The organism is Jiulongibacter sp. NS-SX5 (assembly GCF_052828545.1).
Genome location: NZ_CM128248.1, coordinates 300755 through 320944 on the forward strand (window position 1 = coordinate 300755; position 20190 = coordinate 320944).

At 41.1% G+C, this 20190-nt stretch carries 9 protein-coding genes; 7 read left to right on the forward strand and 2 right to left on the reverse strand.

Translation table 11 applies throughout. The features are described 5' to 3' along the window. The first annotated feature begins 217 nt into the window (after positions 1-217). The 3 genes from ACUXV0_RS01210 to ACUXV0_RS01220 all read left to right on the forward strand — a co-directional run bounded on the left by ACUXV0_RS01210 (position 218) and on the right by ACUXV0_RS01220 (position 4129). The gene (locus ACUXV0_RS01210; RefSeq protein ID WP_446191232.1) at positions 218-1870 is read left to right on the forward strand and encodes an alpha/beta fold hydrolase; all 1653 of its coding nucleotides are present in this window, start codon (positions 218-220) and stop codon (positions 1868-1870) included. A 152-nt stretch (positions 1871-2022) separates the two neighbouring features. Continuing rightward, a complete protein-coding gene (locus tag ACUXV0_RS01215) occupies positions 2023-3792 on the forward strand; it encodes a BspA family leucine-rich repeat surface protein (RefSeq protein WP_446191233.1) in 1770 nt (589 codons plus the stop codon). Between the two features lie 22 nt (positions 3793-3814). After that, the gene (locus ACUXV0_RS01220; protein WP_446191234.1) at positions 3815-4129 is read left to right on the forward strand and encodes a LytTR family transcriptional regulator DNA-binding domain-containing protein; all 315 of its coding nucleotides are present in this window, start codon (positions 3815-3817) and stop codon (positions 4127-4129) included. 23 nt (positions 4130-4152) lie between these two features. Here ACUXV0_RS01220 and ACUXV0_RS01225 read toward each other — a convergent pair whose 3' ends face one another. Both ACUXV0_RS01225 and ACUXV0_RS01230 read right to left on the reverse strand, forming a co-directional pair. Continuing rightward, positions 4153-4734 carry a MarC family protein gene (locus ACUXV0_RS01225; protein ID WP_446191235.1) on the reverse strand — a complete coding sequence of 194 codons (582 nt, stop codon included), beginning with the start codon at positions 4732-4734 and terminating at the stop codon, positions 4153-4155. Continuing rightward, positions 4724-5788: an aminotransferase class V-fold PLP-dependent enzyme gene (locus ACUXV0_RS01230; protein WP_446191236.1), complete on the reverse strand. Its 1065-nt coding sequence runs from the start codon at positions 5786-5788 to the stop codon at positions 4724-4726. Before ACUXV0_RS01230 ends, ACUXV0_RS01225 begins: the two co-directional genes overlap by 11 nt. Before the next feature lie 146 nt (positions 5789-5934). Here ACUXV0_RS01230 and ACUXV0_RS01235 point away from each other — a divergent pair, with 146 nt between their 5' ends. The 4 genes from ACUXV0_RS01235 to ACUXV0_RS01250 all read left to right on the forward strand — a co-directional run bounded on the left by ACUXV0_RS01235 (position 5935) and on the right by ACUXV0_RS01250 (position 20136). Then, complete coding sequence (locus ACUXV0_RS01235) at positions 5935-6456, forward strand: hypothetical protein (protein WP_446191237.1); 522 nt, start codon at positions 5935-5937, stop codon at positions 6454-6456. 11 nt (positions 6457-6467) lie between these two features. Next, positions 6468-7217 (forward strand): LVIVD repeat-containing protein, encoded by a 750-nt coding sequence (locus ACUXV0_RS01240; protein WP_446191238.1) that lies wholly within the window; start codon positions 6468-6470, stop codon positions 7215-7217. 155 nt (positions 7218-7372) lie between these two features. Next, positions 7373-7996: a hypothetical protein gene (locus ACUXV0_RS01245; protein ID WP_446191239.1), complete on the forward strand. Its 624-nt coding sequence runs from the start codon at positions 7373-7375 to the stop codon at positions 7994-7996. A 167-nt stretch (positions 7997-8163) separates the two neighbouring features. Then, positions 8164-20136: an Ig-like domain-containing protein gene (locus tag ACUXV0_RS01250; RefSeq protein WP_446191240.1), complete on the forward strand. Its 11973-nt coding sequence runs from the start codon at positions 8164-8166 to the stop codon at positions 20134-20136. Positions 20137-20190: the final 54 nt, after the last annotated feature.

The following is a 20190-nucleotide window of genomic DNA, read 5'->3' on the forward strand; positions in this document are numbered from 1 at the left end:
CACAATTGTTCTTTGAAGCAGCTATTTCTTCATATGTGTCAGTTTTTAAGAGTGCGTTTGATTTAAACTATTTATCGAAATTTTGTTGCGATCTATCGTAATTTCTGAATTCAAAAAGTTTTTATGATGACTGCCACCTTAAATTTATTTTATTCGTAGTAAGCTTTGAAAACAAGCCTTTCTACCGTCAGAGAAATAAAATGTGTTTAAAACCTGAATGACTAAACCAACTACACAATACACCAAAAGCGGAAGGCTGAGTATTGCATATCAAGTGCTTGGAGATGGACCTATTGACATGGTTTATGTGCCAGGGTGGGTTTCTAACATAGACCTTATGTGGCGAAACCCCGAACTCTCTGATTTTTTAGTCAAGCTCTCTAAGCAAGTTCGTCTTATTCTCTTTGATAAAAGAGGAACAGGCCTATCAGATAGAGTAACTGAGTTATCAACTTTAGAAGAAAGAATGGATGATATCAGGGCTGTAATGGATGCCGTCGGTTCACAAAAAGCAATCCTTTTTGGGCATTCAGAAGGAGGATCAGTTTGTGCTTTGTTTGCAGCTACTTATCCGCAAAGAACGATCTCGCTCATCACTTTTGGTGTGTTTGCAAAGAGAAGATATGCAGAAGACTACCCTTGGGCACCAACAGACGAAGAAAGGCAGGAGGTTTATGATATGATAGAGACAAGCTGGGGAAGCAATGAAATGGATTTGGCTTCTCTCGCTCCTTCCCGATCAAAAGACCCTATCTTTATGGAGTGGCTTGCTTCATATTTTAGGTCAGGGGCCAGCCCAAGTGCGGCATTGGTATTGACCAAAATGAATACGCAGGTAGACATCATTGATATCTTACAGAATATAGACGTTCCCACTTTACTTTTATACAGAACCGATGATATTGATGTAAAAGTAGAAGAAGGTAAGTTCATAGCCGAAAGAATCAAACATTCAAAGTTCATTGAGTTTCCCGGAAATGACCACCTTTTTTGGGTTGGTGATGCAGAAGCGGTCCTCAGAGAAATGTTTGAATTTATTCGCCTAGGGCATCAGCAGCAGGTCTTTGACCGAGTGTTAGCCACAATTTTGAAGGTGGGTTTTCAAACTGAGGATAGGGTAAATATTACTCGTATAGAAGAAAAAATCAACCAGTACAGAGGAACGTTTCACTCTGACGACTCGCAGTATGTAACCGCAACTTTCGATGGCCCAAGCAAGGCGGTCCACTGTGCACTTGAAATAAGGGGTATGCTACTTTCAAGTGGTATTTTTACATCACAGGCTATCCATATCGGTGAGTGTCTGATTTCTGAAGAAAGTCATGTAGGTGGCTCGGCCAATCAATTAAGTTCAGAGTTATGGGCTTGTGCAAATTCAGGTGAAATCTTAATCAGCAGTACCGTAAAGAATTTACTGTTTGGCTCTGGTGTAGAAATTATAGAGAAGCCCGATCTTGATCATTTGCCATTTGAGGTTTTGGCTGTAAAACCAGAAAACAAAAGAGAATTGAAGGCTGATGTTGAGGTTCAAATGGCATTGACCCCGGTGCACAATTATTCTTTTCTCGAAAACGTACTTCAGAGCATTGAAGAGCACTTAACAGATGAGCATTTTGGTGTAGAATTGCTATGCAAAGAAGTGGGAACCAGTGAAAGACAATTACAGCGAAAATTGAAGAGAATTACCAATAAATCGCCCAATCAGCTTGTGCGTTCGGTAAGATTGCACAAAGCAAAAGAATTAATTCTTCAAAAGAATGTGATTGTTTCAGAAGCAGCCTATCAGACAGGTTTTAATTCGATGTCTTACTTCACCAAATGCTTCAAAAAAGAATTCGGATATCCGCCTTCCCAAATCAAAGAACTATAACAAATCCGACATTCATGTGTCGTATCTGTATCACTATTAAGAACGTGTCGGAAAGTTTACAGCCTTTGTCGGAATACTACTAACCCTCGGGAGGCTCTCTGTTCTAATTTTGACTTATAGAAATCTGATTAACAGTAAAATAAGTCAAGCACATGAAATTAACTAGGTTCTTTTTGTCGGGGTTACTAGCACTTTTTTCCTTTTTAGCCGCTGCCAAATCCACAGCAGATACTACTAAGCCATTTATTACCACATGGCAGGTTTCGCTGGAAGATACCATTGATATTAGTTTGACAGGTACAGGATATGCTTTTGATTACGAATGGGTTCTGCAAAGTGATACAACAGTGAAAATTTCTGGGTTTCATGCAGATTCTTTAGGAACATTTAGAACCATATTTGCTGACAGCGGAAGCTATGATTTATCTATCTACGGAAATTTCCCCAGGCTTCTGAACTATCCTAAATCACAGCTCATTGATGTAAAACAGTGGGGTGATATAGCTTGGAATTCAATGGCAGGAATGTTTAAAAACTGGCCTGGGGAAGGTTTTACTGCCTCAGATGCTCCAGACCTAAGCCAAGTATCTTCATTGAAAGAAACCTTTCAAGATGCATCTAATTTTAATGCTGATCTCAGCAATTGGGATGTCAGTAATGTAACAGATTTGTCGTTTACTTTCAGAAGTGCAAGGTCTTTTAATGGTGATATCACTACCTGGAATACGGCAAATGTTACCCGCCTGGACGGTACTTTCCTTTTTGCCGGAAGTTTTAATCAGGATATAGGCGGATGGAATGTAGAGAAAGTGACCACCATGGAGAACTGTTTCAGAGGAACTCCCTTTAACCAGGATATTGGTGGCTGGGTTACTACCAGTTTGACAAACCTCAAAAATACGTTTCAGAATGCAAGCTCATTTAATCAGAATTTAGGAAGCTGGAATACCTCAAATGTTACGGACATGTCTAATTGTTTCAATAATGCAAAAGAATTCAATCAGGATATAAGTGGCTGGAATACCACAAAAGTTAAAAATATGGGAGCATTGTTTAAGGGTGCCTTAGTGTTTAATCAGCCTCTCCAAAGTTGGAATGTGAGCAATGTTACGGCAATGAATCAAATGTTTGAAAGTGCCAAGGCTTTTAATCAGCCTATTGGAGCATGGATTGTATCAAAAGTGACTACCATGGCCAACACTTTCAGAGGTGCTTCTAGTTTTAATCAGGACATCAGTGACTGGGATGTCTCAAATGTGACTAATATGAAGGATATGTTCAGGTCTGCCGGAGTTTTTAATCAACCTATTCATAAATGGAATGTAAGTAAGGTCACCAGTATGCGTCAAATGTTTGATAATGCAGATGCTTTTAACCAGCCAATTGGGGAGTGGGATGTAAGCAGTGTCAGTACTTTCAGAGAAATGTTCAGACAAAATGATGCCTTCAACCAATCTTTGGGTGCATGGAAATTTAAACCTGGGGCAGAGTTTTTGGCAACTTTTAATAACATGGCTTCATTAGACTGTGAATCCTGGTCCTCAACAGTTTTGGGCTGGAATTTCAGTAATCCGACGCTTGAAGATTTAAATATTGGTGGGCCAAACCTGGGTTTAGACTCTGCTGCATTTCAGGCTAAAGAAGAGCTTATAGCCAGAGGTTGGAATCTAAATGGCTCTTTAACAGATACCTTGTGCTCCTCGTCATTTGAATTTCCTTGTGCCGATATCACTACAGTCTCAAATGACACTCTTTTTGGTGATTTAACCATTCGGGCCAATCAAGGCATAAATCTTGATTCTGTTATGGTGGAGCCGAAAGCCAAACTTACACTTTCATCTCCGGCATTTAATCTAAGTCCAACCAGCGTTTTTTCAGAATCGGCCGTGGTGCTGGTAAATACTGAAGGCTGTCCAGAATAAAGAACTACTAAATCAAGAGGTCATGAATAACGAAACAATTGTCCATTTAGGCGGAAGAATCCACCGTAGCTATGAAGAAATTTCATATCTCAAAGCAGAATCGAATTATACCCAAATCTTTTTTAGAAATGGTGAGAAAACACTCGTAGCTACTACTCTGGGGGCTATTGCAGATCGATTGCCAGAACATCAGTTTTGTCGAGTAAATAGGTCTACAGTAGTGAACTTCCGAGTGCCCGGAATTCAGCTTAGCGGGGATGAACTCAAAACCTCCAGAAATTCTTTCCTGGTCTCCCGAAGACGCAAGAAAACGGTAGAAGGATTTGTTTATCAGTGAGTTGAAGCTGTACATCAAAGGTTTTACCCCAACACAAAAAGGTTTTCTTTTATCAACTTGATAGAAATAGCCAGTAAGATGAGTCCAAATACTTTCTGAAGTACTTCAATACTGGCGGGGCTGATTTTCTTTTCAAGCCACTTGGAAGACTTAAGAACGGTGTAAACCAGTATAAGATTGACGATAATACCCACAATAATACTTTCTATATGATAAGCAGCTTTCAAAGAAAGTAACGAGGTCATAGTACCTGCACCAGCTATAATGGGGAAGGCAAGCGGAACAATACTGCTGCTTCGGGCTCCGGTGGTAGGGTTATGTTTAAAGATTTCTCTTCCCAATATCATCTCAAAACCCATTAAGAGTAGAATGATGGCACCAGCCACTGCAAATGAGCTGACGTCTACACCGAATAGAGCAAGAATTTTAGTACCTAAATAAAGGTAGCCGAACATCAGTAGGCCAGATACAATTGTGGTGCGTTCTGCTTCTATTTCACCAGTTTTCTTTCTGATATTCAGGATGATAGGTATAGACCCCAGGATATCAATAATGGAGAATAGAATAAGTGTAACTGAAAGTATTTCTTTGAAATCAAAATACATGGCTTGTTTGTTTTATGAAGTGTTCTAATTGTTTAAAATCCTGATCAGATATAGCAGGGAAATTGGCAACTCTAAAGGTATTTTCTTTCCATTCTCCGTAGCCATTACCTAGCAATATTTGACTTTTTTGAGCTTCGGTTTTGATTTTTTCAATGTATGCTTTCTCGCCCGTAATAGCCAATACATTTTGAGAACGGCACTCTTTATTCTCAATTAAAGGTATTAAACCGTGATCTTCAAAAAAATCATAATATCGATCTGCTCGCTGCCTGATTTTTCGGTCAATTGCATTTATGCCTTCAATTGTTCTCATTACCCTGTTTAAAAGGAAGATATTGAGAATGTTAGGAGTGTAGTGAGTTTGGTACTTTTTGAAGTTCTCTCTGATGAATAAAAGGCTGTTGTAGTGATTTCTTTCGTTTACTTTTTCAGCTGCATGAATGCCCCTAGGTGAGCATATAAGGATGCCCATACCTGAAGGTAAACCCAAGCCTTTCTGAACCGATGCTAACCAAAAATCTCCTTTACTAAAATCTATCTTTTGTGCACCAATTGAAGAAGTGACATCCAAGCATTTTAGGCTGTCATGAGGTAGAGAATGAAGATGGTCCATTGAAATGGCTGTGCCATTGCTGGTTTCATTTTGCACCGCACAGATGAAATTTGCTTCTTGATCAAGCTCTACCTTATCAATAGTTTCATTATTCTGAAATCTGCTTCCTCTAATAATAGTTGAGGCATCAGCTACAGGATTGGTTACAGTGTATTTGAACCATTTTTTGCCAAAGGCTCCGTTATAGAGAAATTGTATTCTGCCACGAAGTACCGATTGGGCCAGGATCTCCCAGCACTCAGTGGCCGAAGAGGTAAAATAGACCTCGTAATCCTCTGGAATTTCCATTTTTTCTTTGAACAGAATTATGGTCTCCTTCAATAAATCCATAAAGGCAGGACTACGGTGGTTTTGCTCCAAAATACCGCATTCAAAAGCTTCCTGAAGGTAATTTTTGACCTCTGGATAAACTCTAGCCGGACCCGGATAAAACGATAACATTCCCTCTTTTGAATTTTGCCGCAAAGGTGAATAAATTAAATGAATACAAGACGAATTTACCTTAAAATAAGTTTTTATGCACTTCGTACAACCAAACTTATAATAGGCTCATTATGAGTCTAATTTGCAACCACAATCTTATAGCCATGAAAAAAATCTACTTTTTGCTTCTGAGTAGTATCAGTCTATGGTCTTGCGAGACTTCTCAGTTGACAGACGATTCTCAGGAAAAAGCTTATGTGCCTGTTTATGAATCTTATGATAAAATAGCGGAGGTAAAATTAATGCCAGAGAAAAAGCTATTGAAGTCTGGCAAGGTGTATATCTATAGAAGTACTCTGCTGGTAAGTGAGCCCGGTGAAGGAGTCCATTTTTTTGATAACACCGACAAGAAAAATCCTAAGCGTATTTCATTTATATCTGTTCCGACAAATCAGGATGTAGAGCTTCGCAATAATTTACTTTATGTAGATAATGGACTTGATCTTTTGACTATTGATATTAGCGATTTGACTGATATTAAAGTAGTTAATAGGATGAAGGATGTTTTTCCTTATCCCATGTACCCTGATATAGAAGGTGTCAAGTTTGTCTGCCCAGACCCGAGTTTGGGTTATGTAGTGGACTGGGTTTTAGAAGATGTAGATGATCCTAAATGTTACCGTTAATCCCTAAGAAAATGAAAAGAATATTTAGCCTAATTCTAGGGGTTTGCGTAACCCTGAGTTCTTGTACTGGTGATGCCAATTTTTCACAAAGTGATGCTGGTGGAGGAAGTGGGCGAGGAGGAAGTTTAGCAAGGTTTACCATTATCGGTGAGCATCTCTACACCGTAAACGGTAATAACCTCAAAACCTTTTCCATTGCTAATCAGAACACTAGACTTAAAAGTGTGGTAAGTCTAAACGCCTTTGCAGAGACTATTTTTCCGTTTAAAGATCATTTATTGATAGGCACTCGTACGGGAATGCATATCTATGGATTACAAGATGAAGATAACCCGAATTTTGTTTCACAATATCAGCACTTTGCGAGCTGCGACCCTGTGGTGGCTCAGGGTAATTATGCTTTTGTAACGCTAAGAAATGGTACGCCCTGTATGTGGGGACAAAACCAGCTTGATATACTGGATATCAGCAATTTTAATATTCCCGTAATCAAGAATTCTGTGCAGATGGTGAACCCCCAGGGTCTTTCTGCCAATGGTTCCAGGTTATATGTATGTGAAGGAAATAACGGTTTAGCCATTTTTGATATTCAAGAGCCCGAGCAACCGGTCTTAGAGAAGTATTTGAATGAGGTAAAGCCTTTTGATGTCATTGCCTATGGCAATCAGGTTTTACTTACCGGTGAAGATGGAATTAGTCAATATGCCGTAAATCAGAATGACGAGCTACAACTTTTAAGCACGATAAAAATTGGCGAATAAATTTTACACCATCATTCTTCTTTTTTCTGGCCTGCCTTTATTCGGGCAGCAGGATAGTCTGTCTTTTAGGATACTGAAGGTGAGTCCGCTGCATTTGCTTATGAGGTTTCTGGGGATGGAGGCAGCAGGATAGTCTGTCTTTTAGGATACTGAAGGTGAGTCCGCTGCATTTGTTTGACCTGGATAACGGCTTTAGCTTGGCTTATGAGGTTTCCAACAATGGCCATGATGCCTTTCAAATAGAAGCCGGCTACGGTCACTCTAATGCAAACCTTTGGCTGGGGATGGAGGATTTCTTATACCTCGATGAATACCGCGGTTTCCATATTTTCAGAGTACGGGTAGAATGGAAAAAATACTTTAAAAAGGAGAATAGAATTCCACCAAATGGAGGGTACTATGCCTTTGATATATTGGGAAAATATGTCTTTAAGAATTCATCAATTGACATTGGTAGAGAACCAATTGCAAGGCAACCACAGTATTTTGAAAAGGTAGGAGGTAAAATCAGGAAGCAAGTAGGTGGGGCACATTTTAAAATTGGTAAACAAATGCCGATTGGCTCTGGTTATGAGGAAGTTAAGTTGTGGTATCTGGATGTTTTCTGTGGATTGGGCTTTAGATTAATCCATAATTCTATCTCTTATGAAAATCCACGATCAGATGATCAAGTTAACTTTTACGACTTAAAAAGTTTCGGTACGGTGATCACTCAAAGAGACCGTGTAATCCCTGTGATTAGCGGAACTTTAGGCTTAAAAATTGGGAAGAGATTATAGCTAATAATCAGCCTTTTAAGCCTATACGAAGCTTATTTTGTACTTTTTTGGCACGGTCATTGACTCTTATATGATCGACAAGGAAAAACAACTCTGAAAAGAGCCTTTCCCTCGACCGAAAAGTATAAGAGTAAGTGCGTAAAAACGATCTGATAAATACAGTGAACATGGTATATTTCCATTTAGGGAAACTATGCCTTTCTGTGTTCAGAGCTTACCCTAAAATCCTACTTTTTTTAGGCCTGATTCTATCACTGTCAATTGAATCTTACGCAATCAAAAGGGTAATCAACCCTAACAGCGACTTCTCAAACGGTACCAATAACTGGAACACTGATTACAACTGGAACAACAGTATCAGCAATAACGGTACATATAGAACTGTTCAGAATCCAAGCTGGGCTAATGGAGCATTAAATAGCTTTTGGGATCATACGGATGGTGATTCCGGCGGTTCCATGATAATCGCTAACGGTCACACCAGTAACAACCGATATATCTGGGAATATTCTGCAACCGTAACCGCTGGACAGGAGTATACCTTGACATTTTGGTATAGAGACCCATACGGGGTTAACCCAGGTACCCTTGCCTGGTTTGTAGATGGAGTACAAGTAGGTACTTCGGTTTCGCCCGTGACCAATGAATGGCGTCAGCTAACCGTAACTTTTATCCCTACGACTTCGGGATATGTCACTTTTGGTATCAGAGAGACTACGCAAGGTGGCTCGGGAAATGTTTTTGCTTTAGATGATGTGACCATAGAGGAAGAGGTGCCGCCTACATGTAATGGTAAATTTTATGACAGTGGAGGAACTGGTGGAGAATATTCTAATAATGAAAGGAATACTTGGGTATTCTGTGGAGGTCCTGGTCAAAATGTAAGGGCTGATTTTAATTATCTTAGAATTTATAATACTTGGGATTACTTAATCGTAACTCAGGATGACGGAAGTCAAACAACTTATACCTCTTACAGCTCTGCACCCGATATAACATCAACAGGGAACTGTCTCAGCTTTTATTTTTATTCAAGTACTATTTATACTGATGACGGATGGGATGCCGATATTTCTTGTGTCGATGATCCGGGTTGTGATGAAATCACCGAGTTACGCATTAATGATTTGTCTGGTGGAAATGATATAGATATAACTTCAGGAGGGACTATTTACACCAACTTCATGCCTTCCAACTGGAATTTGCAAGCCATTACCTCGGGTAATGGTTCAGTTGAGTTTGAGATTTCCGGAGATGCTTCAGGAAGTGGAATAGATAACAGTTCGTCATATAATTATCCCTCCTCAGGTGGATTGAATCTTGGGCCAGGTACATACACGATTACCGCCACGTACTACAAAAATAATAATGCTACAGGAACAGAATGTGATCAGGTAGAAATAGAATTAATCATTAGTGATTGTGATGCCAGTAGTTTTGGTATTTCAAGTAATGAACCCATTTGCTCCGGACAGGATCTGAATTTGACCGCAAATTCTTTAGGGCCGGGAACAACTTATTCATGGGTAGGGCCAAATGGATTTACCTCAAATCAGCAAAATCCTACTATTTCAAATGCGAGTGTGAATGCACAAGGGAACTATACCTGTACTGTTGATCAGTCTGGATGTACTGCCTCTGCTACACTAAGTGTAGATGTAGATCAATCTCCAACAGCAAGTATAGGACTAATAGATAACGCCAGCTGTGGACTTGCTGATGGAGAAATAACCATAAACTTCCCAAATACATCAGGGAGGTCGGCTATTGAATTCTCAATAAACGGGGGAGGTAACTATCCCTATAATGTGCCCGATAATTCGGGTTCTACTACTATTACTGGTCTAGCTGCTGACACTTATGACATATGGGTAAGATGGGGTAATAATGAATGTCCGATTGACTTACCCGATGCTACCATCATAAATGAAACAGGAACGATGACCATGTCATCTTCTCCAACTGTATGTGCAGGGAATAGTGCTAATATTTCGGCTTCACTTGACAATGCTTCAGGTTCAGTAAATTATTCATGGAGTAATGGTATCGGAGGAGGAGCGTCTAAAGTAGTTAGTCCTTCAGTGACCACTGTATATTCTGTAACCGGAACAGATGCCACAGGATGTACTGCTACAGGAACCGTTTCTGTAAATGTTAATCCATTGCCCAATCCATCAATAAGTGGAAATAGTCCGGTTTGTTTGGGTGGAACCATAGATTTAACTGCCAATGGGGGAAGTTCTTATTCCTGGACGGGTCCTGGTCTTTCTGCCACACCTGGGAATAACCTGGTAATAAGTGATGCTTCCTTTAGTGAAGAAGGGAATTATATTGTTAATGTAACAGATGCAAATGGCTGTCAGGCTACGGCCAATACTTTCGTAGATGTAGAGATTACCGTGTTCCCTACAGCCGATATTGACGTCAACAATATTTGTGTGGGTCAAAACCTTCAGCTTAGGGCTACGGGAGGTACAAGTTACCAGTGGTCAGGTCCGAACGGCTTTACTAGTTCTTCACAAGATCCTCAAATTAATACTGTTTCTCTTTCTGCCGCTGGTACCTATACAGTAACCGCATTTACGGCAAGTGGATGCTACGGGACTGCCACGGTGGAGGCCTTTATAACCCAGCCTAATGTGACGGCCTCTAATACCAGTCCGGTTTGTACTGGTCAAGCAGTAGATTTCTCTGCCTCAGGAGGAACTTCATATAGTTGGTCTGGGCCAAATGGCTTTAGTTCTACTCAACAAAATCCAAGAATTAATCCAGCTAATATTCCTGCTGCTGAAGGTACTTACACGGTAACGGCTCAGGTAACTCCAACCTGTTCTTACACGGCAACTACCTCGGTTTCTTTATATAGCTTGCCGAATGTTTCAGTTAGTAATTCAGGACCCGTATGTAGCGGTGACCCAATTACTTTAAATTCTTCCGGCGGTACTTCTTATTCGTGGGTAGGGCCAAATGGATTCTCCTCACTTGCTCAAAATCCTGTTGTGAATAACATGAATGAGAGCAAAAGTGGAATTTATTCGGTTACTGTAACTAATGCCGTGGGCTGTACAGCCTCTGCTACTACGGAGGTAGCCTTGTCATTTCCAACACTTTCTGTGTCTCCTGATACTGCTCTATGTGCAGGTGGAGATATTAACCTTTGGGCCGAAGGCTCATTGACGTACAGCTGGGCCGGCCCAAATGGTTTCTCGTCTTATGATCAATATCCAAGTATAACTAATGCTCAAACGGCAGATCAAGGCGAGTACTATGTAACTGTAATGAATTCATTGGGTTGTTCAGCAACAGCCACCATCAATGTGACTGTTCTGGATGTCAATCAAAACATCTCTAGCAATGGACCTATTTGTTTTGGCGAGCAGCTGGAGTTCTCTTATCCCGGTTGGGATAATTATACTTGGTCTGGTCCAAATAGTTTTAGTTCGTCCGTAGATGAAAATATAATATATAATGCCACAACAGCTAGTTCAGGTGTCTATACTGTTACCGCATCCGTAAATGGCTGTACTACTACAGCTACTTCAAATATTACAGTAAATGCTTTGCCTTCTATTAATCTGGTAGCCAATAGTCCTACTTGTTTTGGAGAAAACCTTAATCTATCGGCAGAGGGTGGCGGTAATTATGTATGGACGGGCCCTCAGTCTTTCAGTAGTTCTTCTTCAGACCCGGTAAGGCTCATCAGCAATACCAATATGGCGGGTCAGTATAAAGTTGAAGTGACTTCACCTCAAGGTTGTATTGACTCTGCTGCTATAAATGTTTCTGTCTCCGTTATTAATCCGACAGCATCAAATAGTGGGGCTGCTTGTTTTGCTGATGAGGTCAATTTATTTGCCTCTGGAGGAAATACTTATTCTTGGGTAGGCCCTGACGGATTTAATAGTTCTCAGCAAAACCCCATTGTGACCAACCTTACATCTGCTAAAGAAGGGGTTTATACAGTAACAGTAACTAATTCTGATGGTTGTACCGGAACGGCAACGACAGAAATTTACATTTCTACTCCTCCTCTTACAGTGAATTCAAATTCCGCAATCTGTGAAGGAGGGCAATTAAATCTTACGGCTACAGGGGGTGTATCATATGAATGGGAAGGACCCTCATCTTATACCTCTTCAATTCAGAATCCAACCATCTATAATACCCAGCTAAATATGGCTGGATATTTTTCCGTAACAGTAACTGACTCAATTGGATGTAGAGTAACAGACTCTGTAGAAGTAGTGGTTAATGCTTTGGCCCCTGCTACAGCCTCAAACGATAGTCCTGTTTGTGCCGGAGAGGTTATACAACTTAACTCAAGTTCTGGTGTAGCTCATAGTTGGTCCGGACCTGGTTTCGCGTCTAATACTCAGAATATTAATTTTACTTCTTTGAATGCTTCGCAATCTGGAGCATACACGGTAACGATTACCGATATAAATGGTTGTACTAATACAGCTACTACCAATGTAACGATCCATAATAACCCTGTTGCTGTAGCAAATACTCCAATAGCCGATGTTTGTATAACAGATAATATCGATCTAAATGCCTCAGGAGGTGTGTCTTACACATGGTCTGGGCCTGATGGGTTTAGCAGTACTAATCAAAATCCGAGTATAACCGGGGCGACTTTATCTAATACAGGAGTGTACTCTGTTACGGTCTATAATGTGGAAGGCTGCGTTAGCTCAGCAACCGTTCAGGTTACTGTTCATACTCCGCCTGGTCCGCCAACAATGCCTGCTCAGGTTACAAGATGTGATACCGGCCCCATTACACTTGAAGCAACAGGATGTGCGGGTACGATTAGCTGGTACAGCACGAATTCTTCTACCACAGTTTTAGGTACGGGGTCCACTTATACTACCGGCATACTTTCCATTGGGAATAATGGATCGGAAACTAATAGATTCTATGCTAGCTGTAAAGAGTATAGCTGTCCTGAAAGTAACAGAGCTTATACAGACGTTGAGGTTTTACCACCACCAACGGCCACCTCTACTGTGTCGGGTACTCACTGTAAAGGAAGTACAGCTCTTTTTACGGGTGGAGGTAATAATGTAGCATCATATTCGTGGGCAGGTCCAAACGGATTCAGTAGTAATTTACAGTCTCCCAAACATTTAGTTTCTCATCAGAATTATGGAGGGGCTTACACTCTAACTACCACCAGGTCAAACGGATGTACGGCCACTTCGTCAGTAAACCTAACAGTAATCAATAACTGTAATAATATTTGTAACGATAAATTCTACATCGTTCCTACCAACCCAACTAGCTGTAACAACAATAATGGAGCTATTACCATCTGGGCTGAGAATAATATGGAATATACATTGGATCTGAACTCTTGGACAAGAGGTAATGATCCATATTATCAGCAGTCTACGGGTTTAGGGGTTGGTGAGTATTTCTATTACGTTAGAGACTATAGTTCACAGTATATCTGTAAAAACGTAACTATTAGTTTAGAATCCGCTAATAACATTCCGAATGGGGATATTTCTGTCACAAACGCCTCTGACTGTTACGCTGAGAATGGCTCAATCCAGATTAACGGATTGAACTCAAGCGACCAAATATCCTGGTTAGAGACTCTTGAAAGCAATACTACGCCAGTAAGTTCTTTAAGTCCGGCGAATACCATTACAGATTTAACAGCGGGTACCTATTATGTAAGAGTTACCGGTAATGACCCTTATTGTTTTGATGATGCATATGTCACTGTTCCAAGTAATAGTGGTTCTTGTTCTTCTTCCGTAACATGTAGTGGTGCTACAGATAACCTGTTCCCAAATGGCGATTTTGGAAGCGGTGCGGCAGAAAACGGACCTCCATTGACAGAAACTCAATATGGTTATTCTAATTACACATGTTTTGCTCCGTGGGATGGTTTTTATTCATTGACCAATAATACAGACTGTGATGGAAATGGTGGCCAAACATTCCAGACTACACAGGCTTATGGATGGTGGCAAGTCTTACAAGAAGATCACACTCCTGGAGATACAGACGGTTATATGATGGTAGTTAATGCCGGATATGATCCAAACATTGTAATTGAAAAGAATATCACAGGGTTATGTCCTAATACTAGATATAATTTTACCGCCTGGTTGAGAAATATCTCTCCAGATTCTCCTATAAAGCCAGATATCGCGTTTATCATAGATGGTGTAATTCAGTATACCACCGGTGATGTGACAGAAACTGGATGGGTAGAAATTGGATTCTCTTTCAAAACGGGTGATGATGCATCCGAGGCTTTATTTGCTCTTAGAAATATTCAGGGAGGAGGTTTTGGAAATAACTTCATTGTGGATGATATCTCTGTAAGTAAATGTCCTTTAGATATTGATCTTTCTGGTACAACAGTAGCCTGTCTTGGAGGCTTGAGTGAGGATATTAATGCTACTATCACTGATCCTTACAGCGAACATACCTATTACAGATGGGAGAAAAGTGATGATGGAGGAGCAACTTGGGACTCTGTAAGTACGATTATTGAAGGGACTTATTCCGGAAATGAAATGGAGGTGAGTTTAACACTGCCTACTCCAGTTCCGGCTTCATTGACAGGAAGAATTTATAGAATTAGACTGGCCACCACAGAGGCTACAGTTGATGATCCAAATTGCTCTGTTTATACTTCACTAACGCAGATAGTTGTCCCACCAATTGAAGTTAGCGTATCAGAAGATCAGGAGGTTTGTGTGGGAGATGGTGAAATTACGCTTTCGGCCAGTCCGGATGGCGGTTCAGCTCCATACTCTTTTGAATGGAGTACCGGGGAAACTACAGCCAGTATTGATGTAAGCCCAGATGCCACTACTACGTATTACTTGACAGTAAGAGATGCTGACTTGTGTCCCGCTTATGATACTGTAACGGTTGATGTTTCTACCCAGCCAAGTTTAACTATAGAAATTAGCCCAGACTCGGTTTGTCTAGGTGGTGAAGCATGGATCGAGGCTGTTGTCGCAGGGGGCTCGGGTAATTTTGAGTATACCTGGTATACCACTTTAGATACAAATGGATCATGGACAGAACTAAGTGGTGATACTACTAGTCTTTATAATCCAAGTACAGCTTTTAGTGGAGGGAGATATTATCGTGTATTTGTAGAAGATTTAGTTTTTGACTGTACAGACGCCTTATCAAATGCTGTGTACTTCGTGGTGGTGGAAGACCCAATAATTGAAGTGACAGGTCAGGATGCAGTGGTTTGTTTGGATGGCGTCCACACATTATCGCCGACAATCACGGGAGGAACGGGGAACTTAAGCTATCAATGGCAATATTCTACCACTTCGGGTTCCGGGTATGTTGATTTGACAAACGATACACTTTCAACATATACACCAGTAACAGATGCCCTGGGCACAACCTTTTACAGGCTAATCGTTACTTCTGATGGAAATGGTTGTTTATACCCTCCTTCGGACGAAATGTCGGTTGAAGTATTACCGAATTTCGATGTGGAGGTCTTGGTTGAAGACCTTGAGGTTTGTCCGGGAGGGGCCACAACCCTCACAGCAGATACTATCAGTGGAAGTGGAACAGTAACATATCAATGGTTTGACTCTTCTGATGGAGTGTCATTCTCTCCAATTTCAGGTGAAACCTCAGACGTTTTAAACATTACTACTTCATTACCAGGAACTGAGTATTACAGACTTGAAGCTACATCAAGTGGTGCTGGCTGTGGTACAGCGGTTTCAGATAATGCGACAGTTGAAGTTCTTGAAGAGTTTGGTGTTGAGATTGCAATTAGTGATGAAATAGTCTGTAGAAATGCCAACGTTACATTAGTCGCTGATACCTTAAATGGATCAGGAAATGTTACGTTTCAATGGCAAAACTCTATTGATGGAGGTACTACATTCAATGATATTGGCGGTGAGGTAAACCCAACATTGAACGCTTCAACCGCAACACCTGGGACATATTTGTTCAGAGTAATTGCAACAGCAGATGGACCCGGTTGTGGTTCAGCCGTTTCAGATACCTTGGAGTTGACAGTTTTACCTCAATTCTCCATAGATGTGAGTCCAGCTAGCTTCCTGGTTTGTGCAGGTGGAGAAGTTGTTATTGATTCCGATACTTCCAGTTCCAGAGGAACTGTTACTTATCAATGGTATAGTTCTACCACCTCAGGTACAGGTTTTGCACCAATTAGCGGTGCAAATGCTGATACTTTATCAGTAGACACGTCGGTACCAGGGATAAGATATTACAGAATATTTGCTACAGCATCGGGTGATGGTTGTGGCACGGCAATATCTGATGAAGTTGAAGTAGAAGTTTTACCGGTATTTGAGGTCAATGTTCTCTATCCTGATAATGAGGTTTGTATTGATGGAGCTGTTGAACTGAATGCACAAACAATTTCAGGCAGCGGAACCATCACTTATCAATGGTACAGCTCTACCGATGGCGTAAACTTCGCTGCATTGACAGATTCTACAGATACTTCTATTGTGCCGAATACAAGCAGTGAAAGTTTGACATACTATAGAGTAAATGCCACTGCCACGGGCGATGGTTGTGGTACGGCCATTTCAGATACCGCCACTGTAAATGTACTACCAGTCTTTGACGTGGATGTAACGGTCAATAATGCCCTAGTATGTATTGATGGTTTTGTGGAATTGGTGGCTGACACCATTAGTGGTACCGGAACGATCGGTTACCAGTGGTATTCTTCATCTAGCTTTGGAGGTCCTTTCAGCCCAATTGCCGGAGAAACCGATTCTAGTTATACAGCTTCTACCAGTAATGATGGTATTACCTATTATCAGGTAAGAGCTACTGCTTCAGGTGCTGGTTGTGGTACTGCGGATTCAGATGTGGCCACAGTTGAGGTTCTTCCGGAGTTTAGTGTTGATGTTTCGCCTGATAACTCTACCATATGTTTGGGTGGTACAGTTGAAATAGATGCCAATGTTTCAAACGGAACAGGAACAATCACCTATCAGTGGTATCAATCAACAAACTTAAACGGTACTTATACAGCTATAAGTGGGGCAACAGATTCAATATTGTCAGTTACTCCGGCAGATAGCATAACTTATTATTATTATGTAGAGGCAACAGCCTCGGGGCCTGGATGTGGAACAGTAAGTTCTGATACCGCGGTGGTGGATGTACTTCCAAACTTCGAAGTCAATGTTTCTCTTCTAGATAATGTAGTTTGTCTGGGTGCAAATGTTGTCTTAACCTCTGATACGACTTCTGGCTTTGGCCCTGTGATATACGAATGGTATTCTAGTACTGACGGAACTAGTTTCAGTATTATCTCTGATTCAAGCAACGCTACGCTTTACCCACCTACAAATTCGGAAGGAATAATTTACTATCGTTTGGAGGCGACATCAAGTGGAGAAGGTTGTGGGATGTCCATTTCTGATATGGCACGAGTGGAGGTATTACCTGTTTTTGATGTAGATGTTTCTGTCAACAATGATGTGGTTTGTATCGGAGGAGACGTTGAGCTCGTTGCCGATACAGTAAACGGCACCGGTAATATCAGCTATCAGTGGTTTAGCTCAGCTAATTTCTCAGGGCCTTTTACAGCTATCACTGGTGAAACTGATAGCCTTTACATTCCTACTACTTCTACAGATACTACGATCTATTATCAGGTACAAGCTACGGCAGATGGTCTTGGGTGTGGTACAGCTACTTCTGATGTGGCCACAGTAGAAGTCTTGCCTGTATTCTCAGTAGAGGTTAACCCTGTGAGCTCGCTAATTTGTCTGGGTGGGACAGTAGAAATAAGAGCCGATACTTCAAATGGAACGGGTGATGTTACATACCAATGGTACTATTCTACCAATGCAGGAGGGCCATTCCAATTAATGGCTGGAGAAACTGATAGCGTACTAACGCTGACACCATCTGCAGAAGGAATTTACTATTACTATATCGAGGCCACAGCCTCAGGTTCTGGCTGTGGAACTGTGGTGTCTGAAGTAGCCTCAGTGGAGGTATTACCAAATTTTGATGTAGAGGTAATTGTCAATAATGCCATGGTTTGTACTGGTGGAGAGGTTGTTTTAGAAGCAGATACTATTTCGGGTTCTGGTACTATTAGCTATCAATGGCAATATGCAAGTGATGGAATTTCTTTCGCTGATATTACTGATTCGACAGATATTAGTTTAGTCCCTTCTACCAATGATACGGGTACACACTATTACAGGGTTATAGCCACAGCTTCAGGAAATGGTTGTGGTACGGCTACTTCCGAAATTGCTGTAGTCGATGTTGAGCCACAGGTTAGCATTGATATTGTACCTAGCGATCTTCTTGTATGTGAAGGCGAGGCGGTGGTCTTTGAGGCAAATCCACAAGATGGAATTGGACCCTACACATTCCAATGGCAGTCTTACGATGGTAGTTCATGGATAGACATCACAGGTGAAACCGATACATTATTTAACCCTTCTTCTACTGGGAGTGGAGTTTTCTCATACAGAGTAAATGCAGATGCCCAAGGGGTTGGTTGTGATGAAGCGGAATCATCTTCCTATACTTTGACAATTCTGGAATTGCCTGATGTGACCGTTAGTTATTCTGATCCGCTATGTGAACCGGGCAATGGTGAAGTGATATTTACCTTCAATGATGAAGCCAACCGAGATTCAATTCAATTTAGCCTTGATGGAGTAAACTTTGACATTAGTGTTTCAGACGCCATTGGTTCTTTAACCATTGATACCTTAACTGATGGGAATTATACATTGGAAGCAAGATGGGATGGTGCCTTGTGTCCGGTAGACTTAGGAAATGTAACTTTAATTGAACACCCAGCACCAAATGCTGCCTTGACTTATGTAGACCCTACTTGTACCGAAGACAACGGGTCTATTACGTTCACTTTTAACGATGAGCCTACCAGAACACAATTAGAATTCAGCTGGGATGGTGGAGTAACCTATCAACCAGCAGTAAATGATGATCTTGGCACTATAACATATAACAACTTCGCCCCTGGAACTTATGATCTATTGGTAAGATGGGAGAATGATGAGTGTCCTGTAGATCTTGGTTCTATCACCATGATTGATCATCCATCGCCGGTGGTATCTATAAATGAGGATACTACAATTTGTGCAGGGGTTACCGTAAATCTAGTGGCTAGTGCTGTAGGTGGTGATGCACCTATTACTTATACCTGGGATAATGGACTATCAAACGGCAATACTAATGCTGTAACTCCTATGGTAACCACTACTTATATCGTAACAGCCACAGATACGAATGCTTGTTTTGATAGGGATACGGTTACCATTACCGTAAACGATCTTCCTGCTGTAGCAGCTACCGGAGGCGAATTCTGTGAGGGTGATACCTTGATATTGACAGCTAGGGGTGGTACTACTTATACTTGGACTGGACCAGCTGCCTACTCAGAAAGTGGCCAATCGGTTTCCAGAATAAATACAATTCCTTCCCATTCCGGGACTTACACAGTTCAGGTTTTGGATGGAAATGGCTGTGCCAATACAGATACAGCGGCTGTTACGGTTAATCCAGCACCTAGTTCACCAAATATTTCAGATCAATTCTTGTGTGGTCCAGGCGAGATAACCTTTTCTGCCTCAGGTTGTTCGGGTGGCTCATTGAGCTGGTTTAACAGTTCTAACCTGGATAATCCTATAGGATTTGGCACAACATTTGTAACTGACTCACTGAATGCTACGAGCTTCTATTATGTGAGTTGTACCGATGCCAATAACTGTGAAAATGTTCAGAGATCAAGAGGAGTGGCAGAGATAAGAGAGCTTTCAAATGCAGAAGTAATACCAATTAATACTACTTGTGCAGGAGCCAACGCATTAAATAATGGAGTATTACTAGTCAATGGCTTTAGGTCTGGCGAAACATACTCCTTCAGTCAGGGAACCAGTTATAACTCGGCAACAGCAATACCAGCCTCGCCAGGTTTAATTCCGGAAGACGGTGAGATTTATGAAGATGTAAATAACCCGTCTGGAGCTGTAGAGAATTACACAGTAAGAATCTTCAGTTTGGATGGCTGCCCAACTGACCACACGGTGGAGTTTCAGCGTCAGTGTGATGTTTGCTTCCCGTATTGTGAACCAGCACAAATACAAAAAGTAAGATAAAAACAATGTTGTACCCAGTTCAGTTAAATTAACCATTAAGTAACGAACGATTAA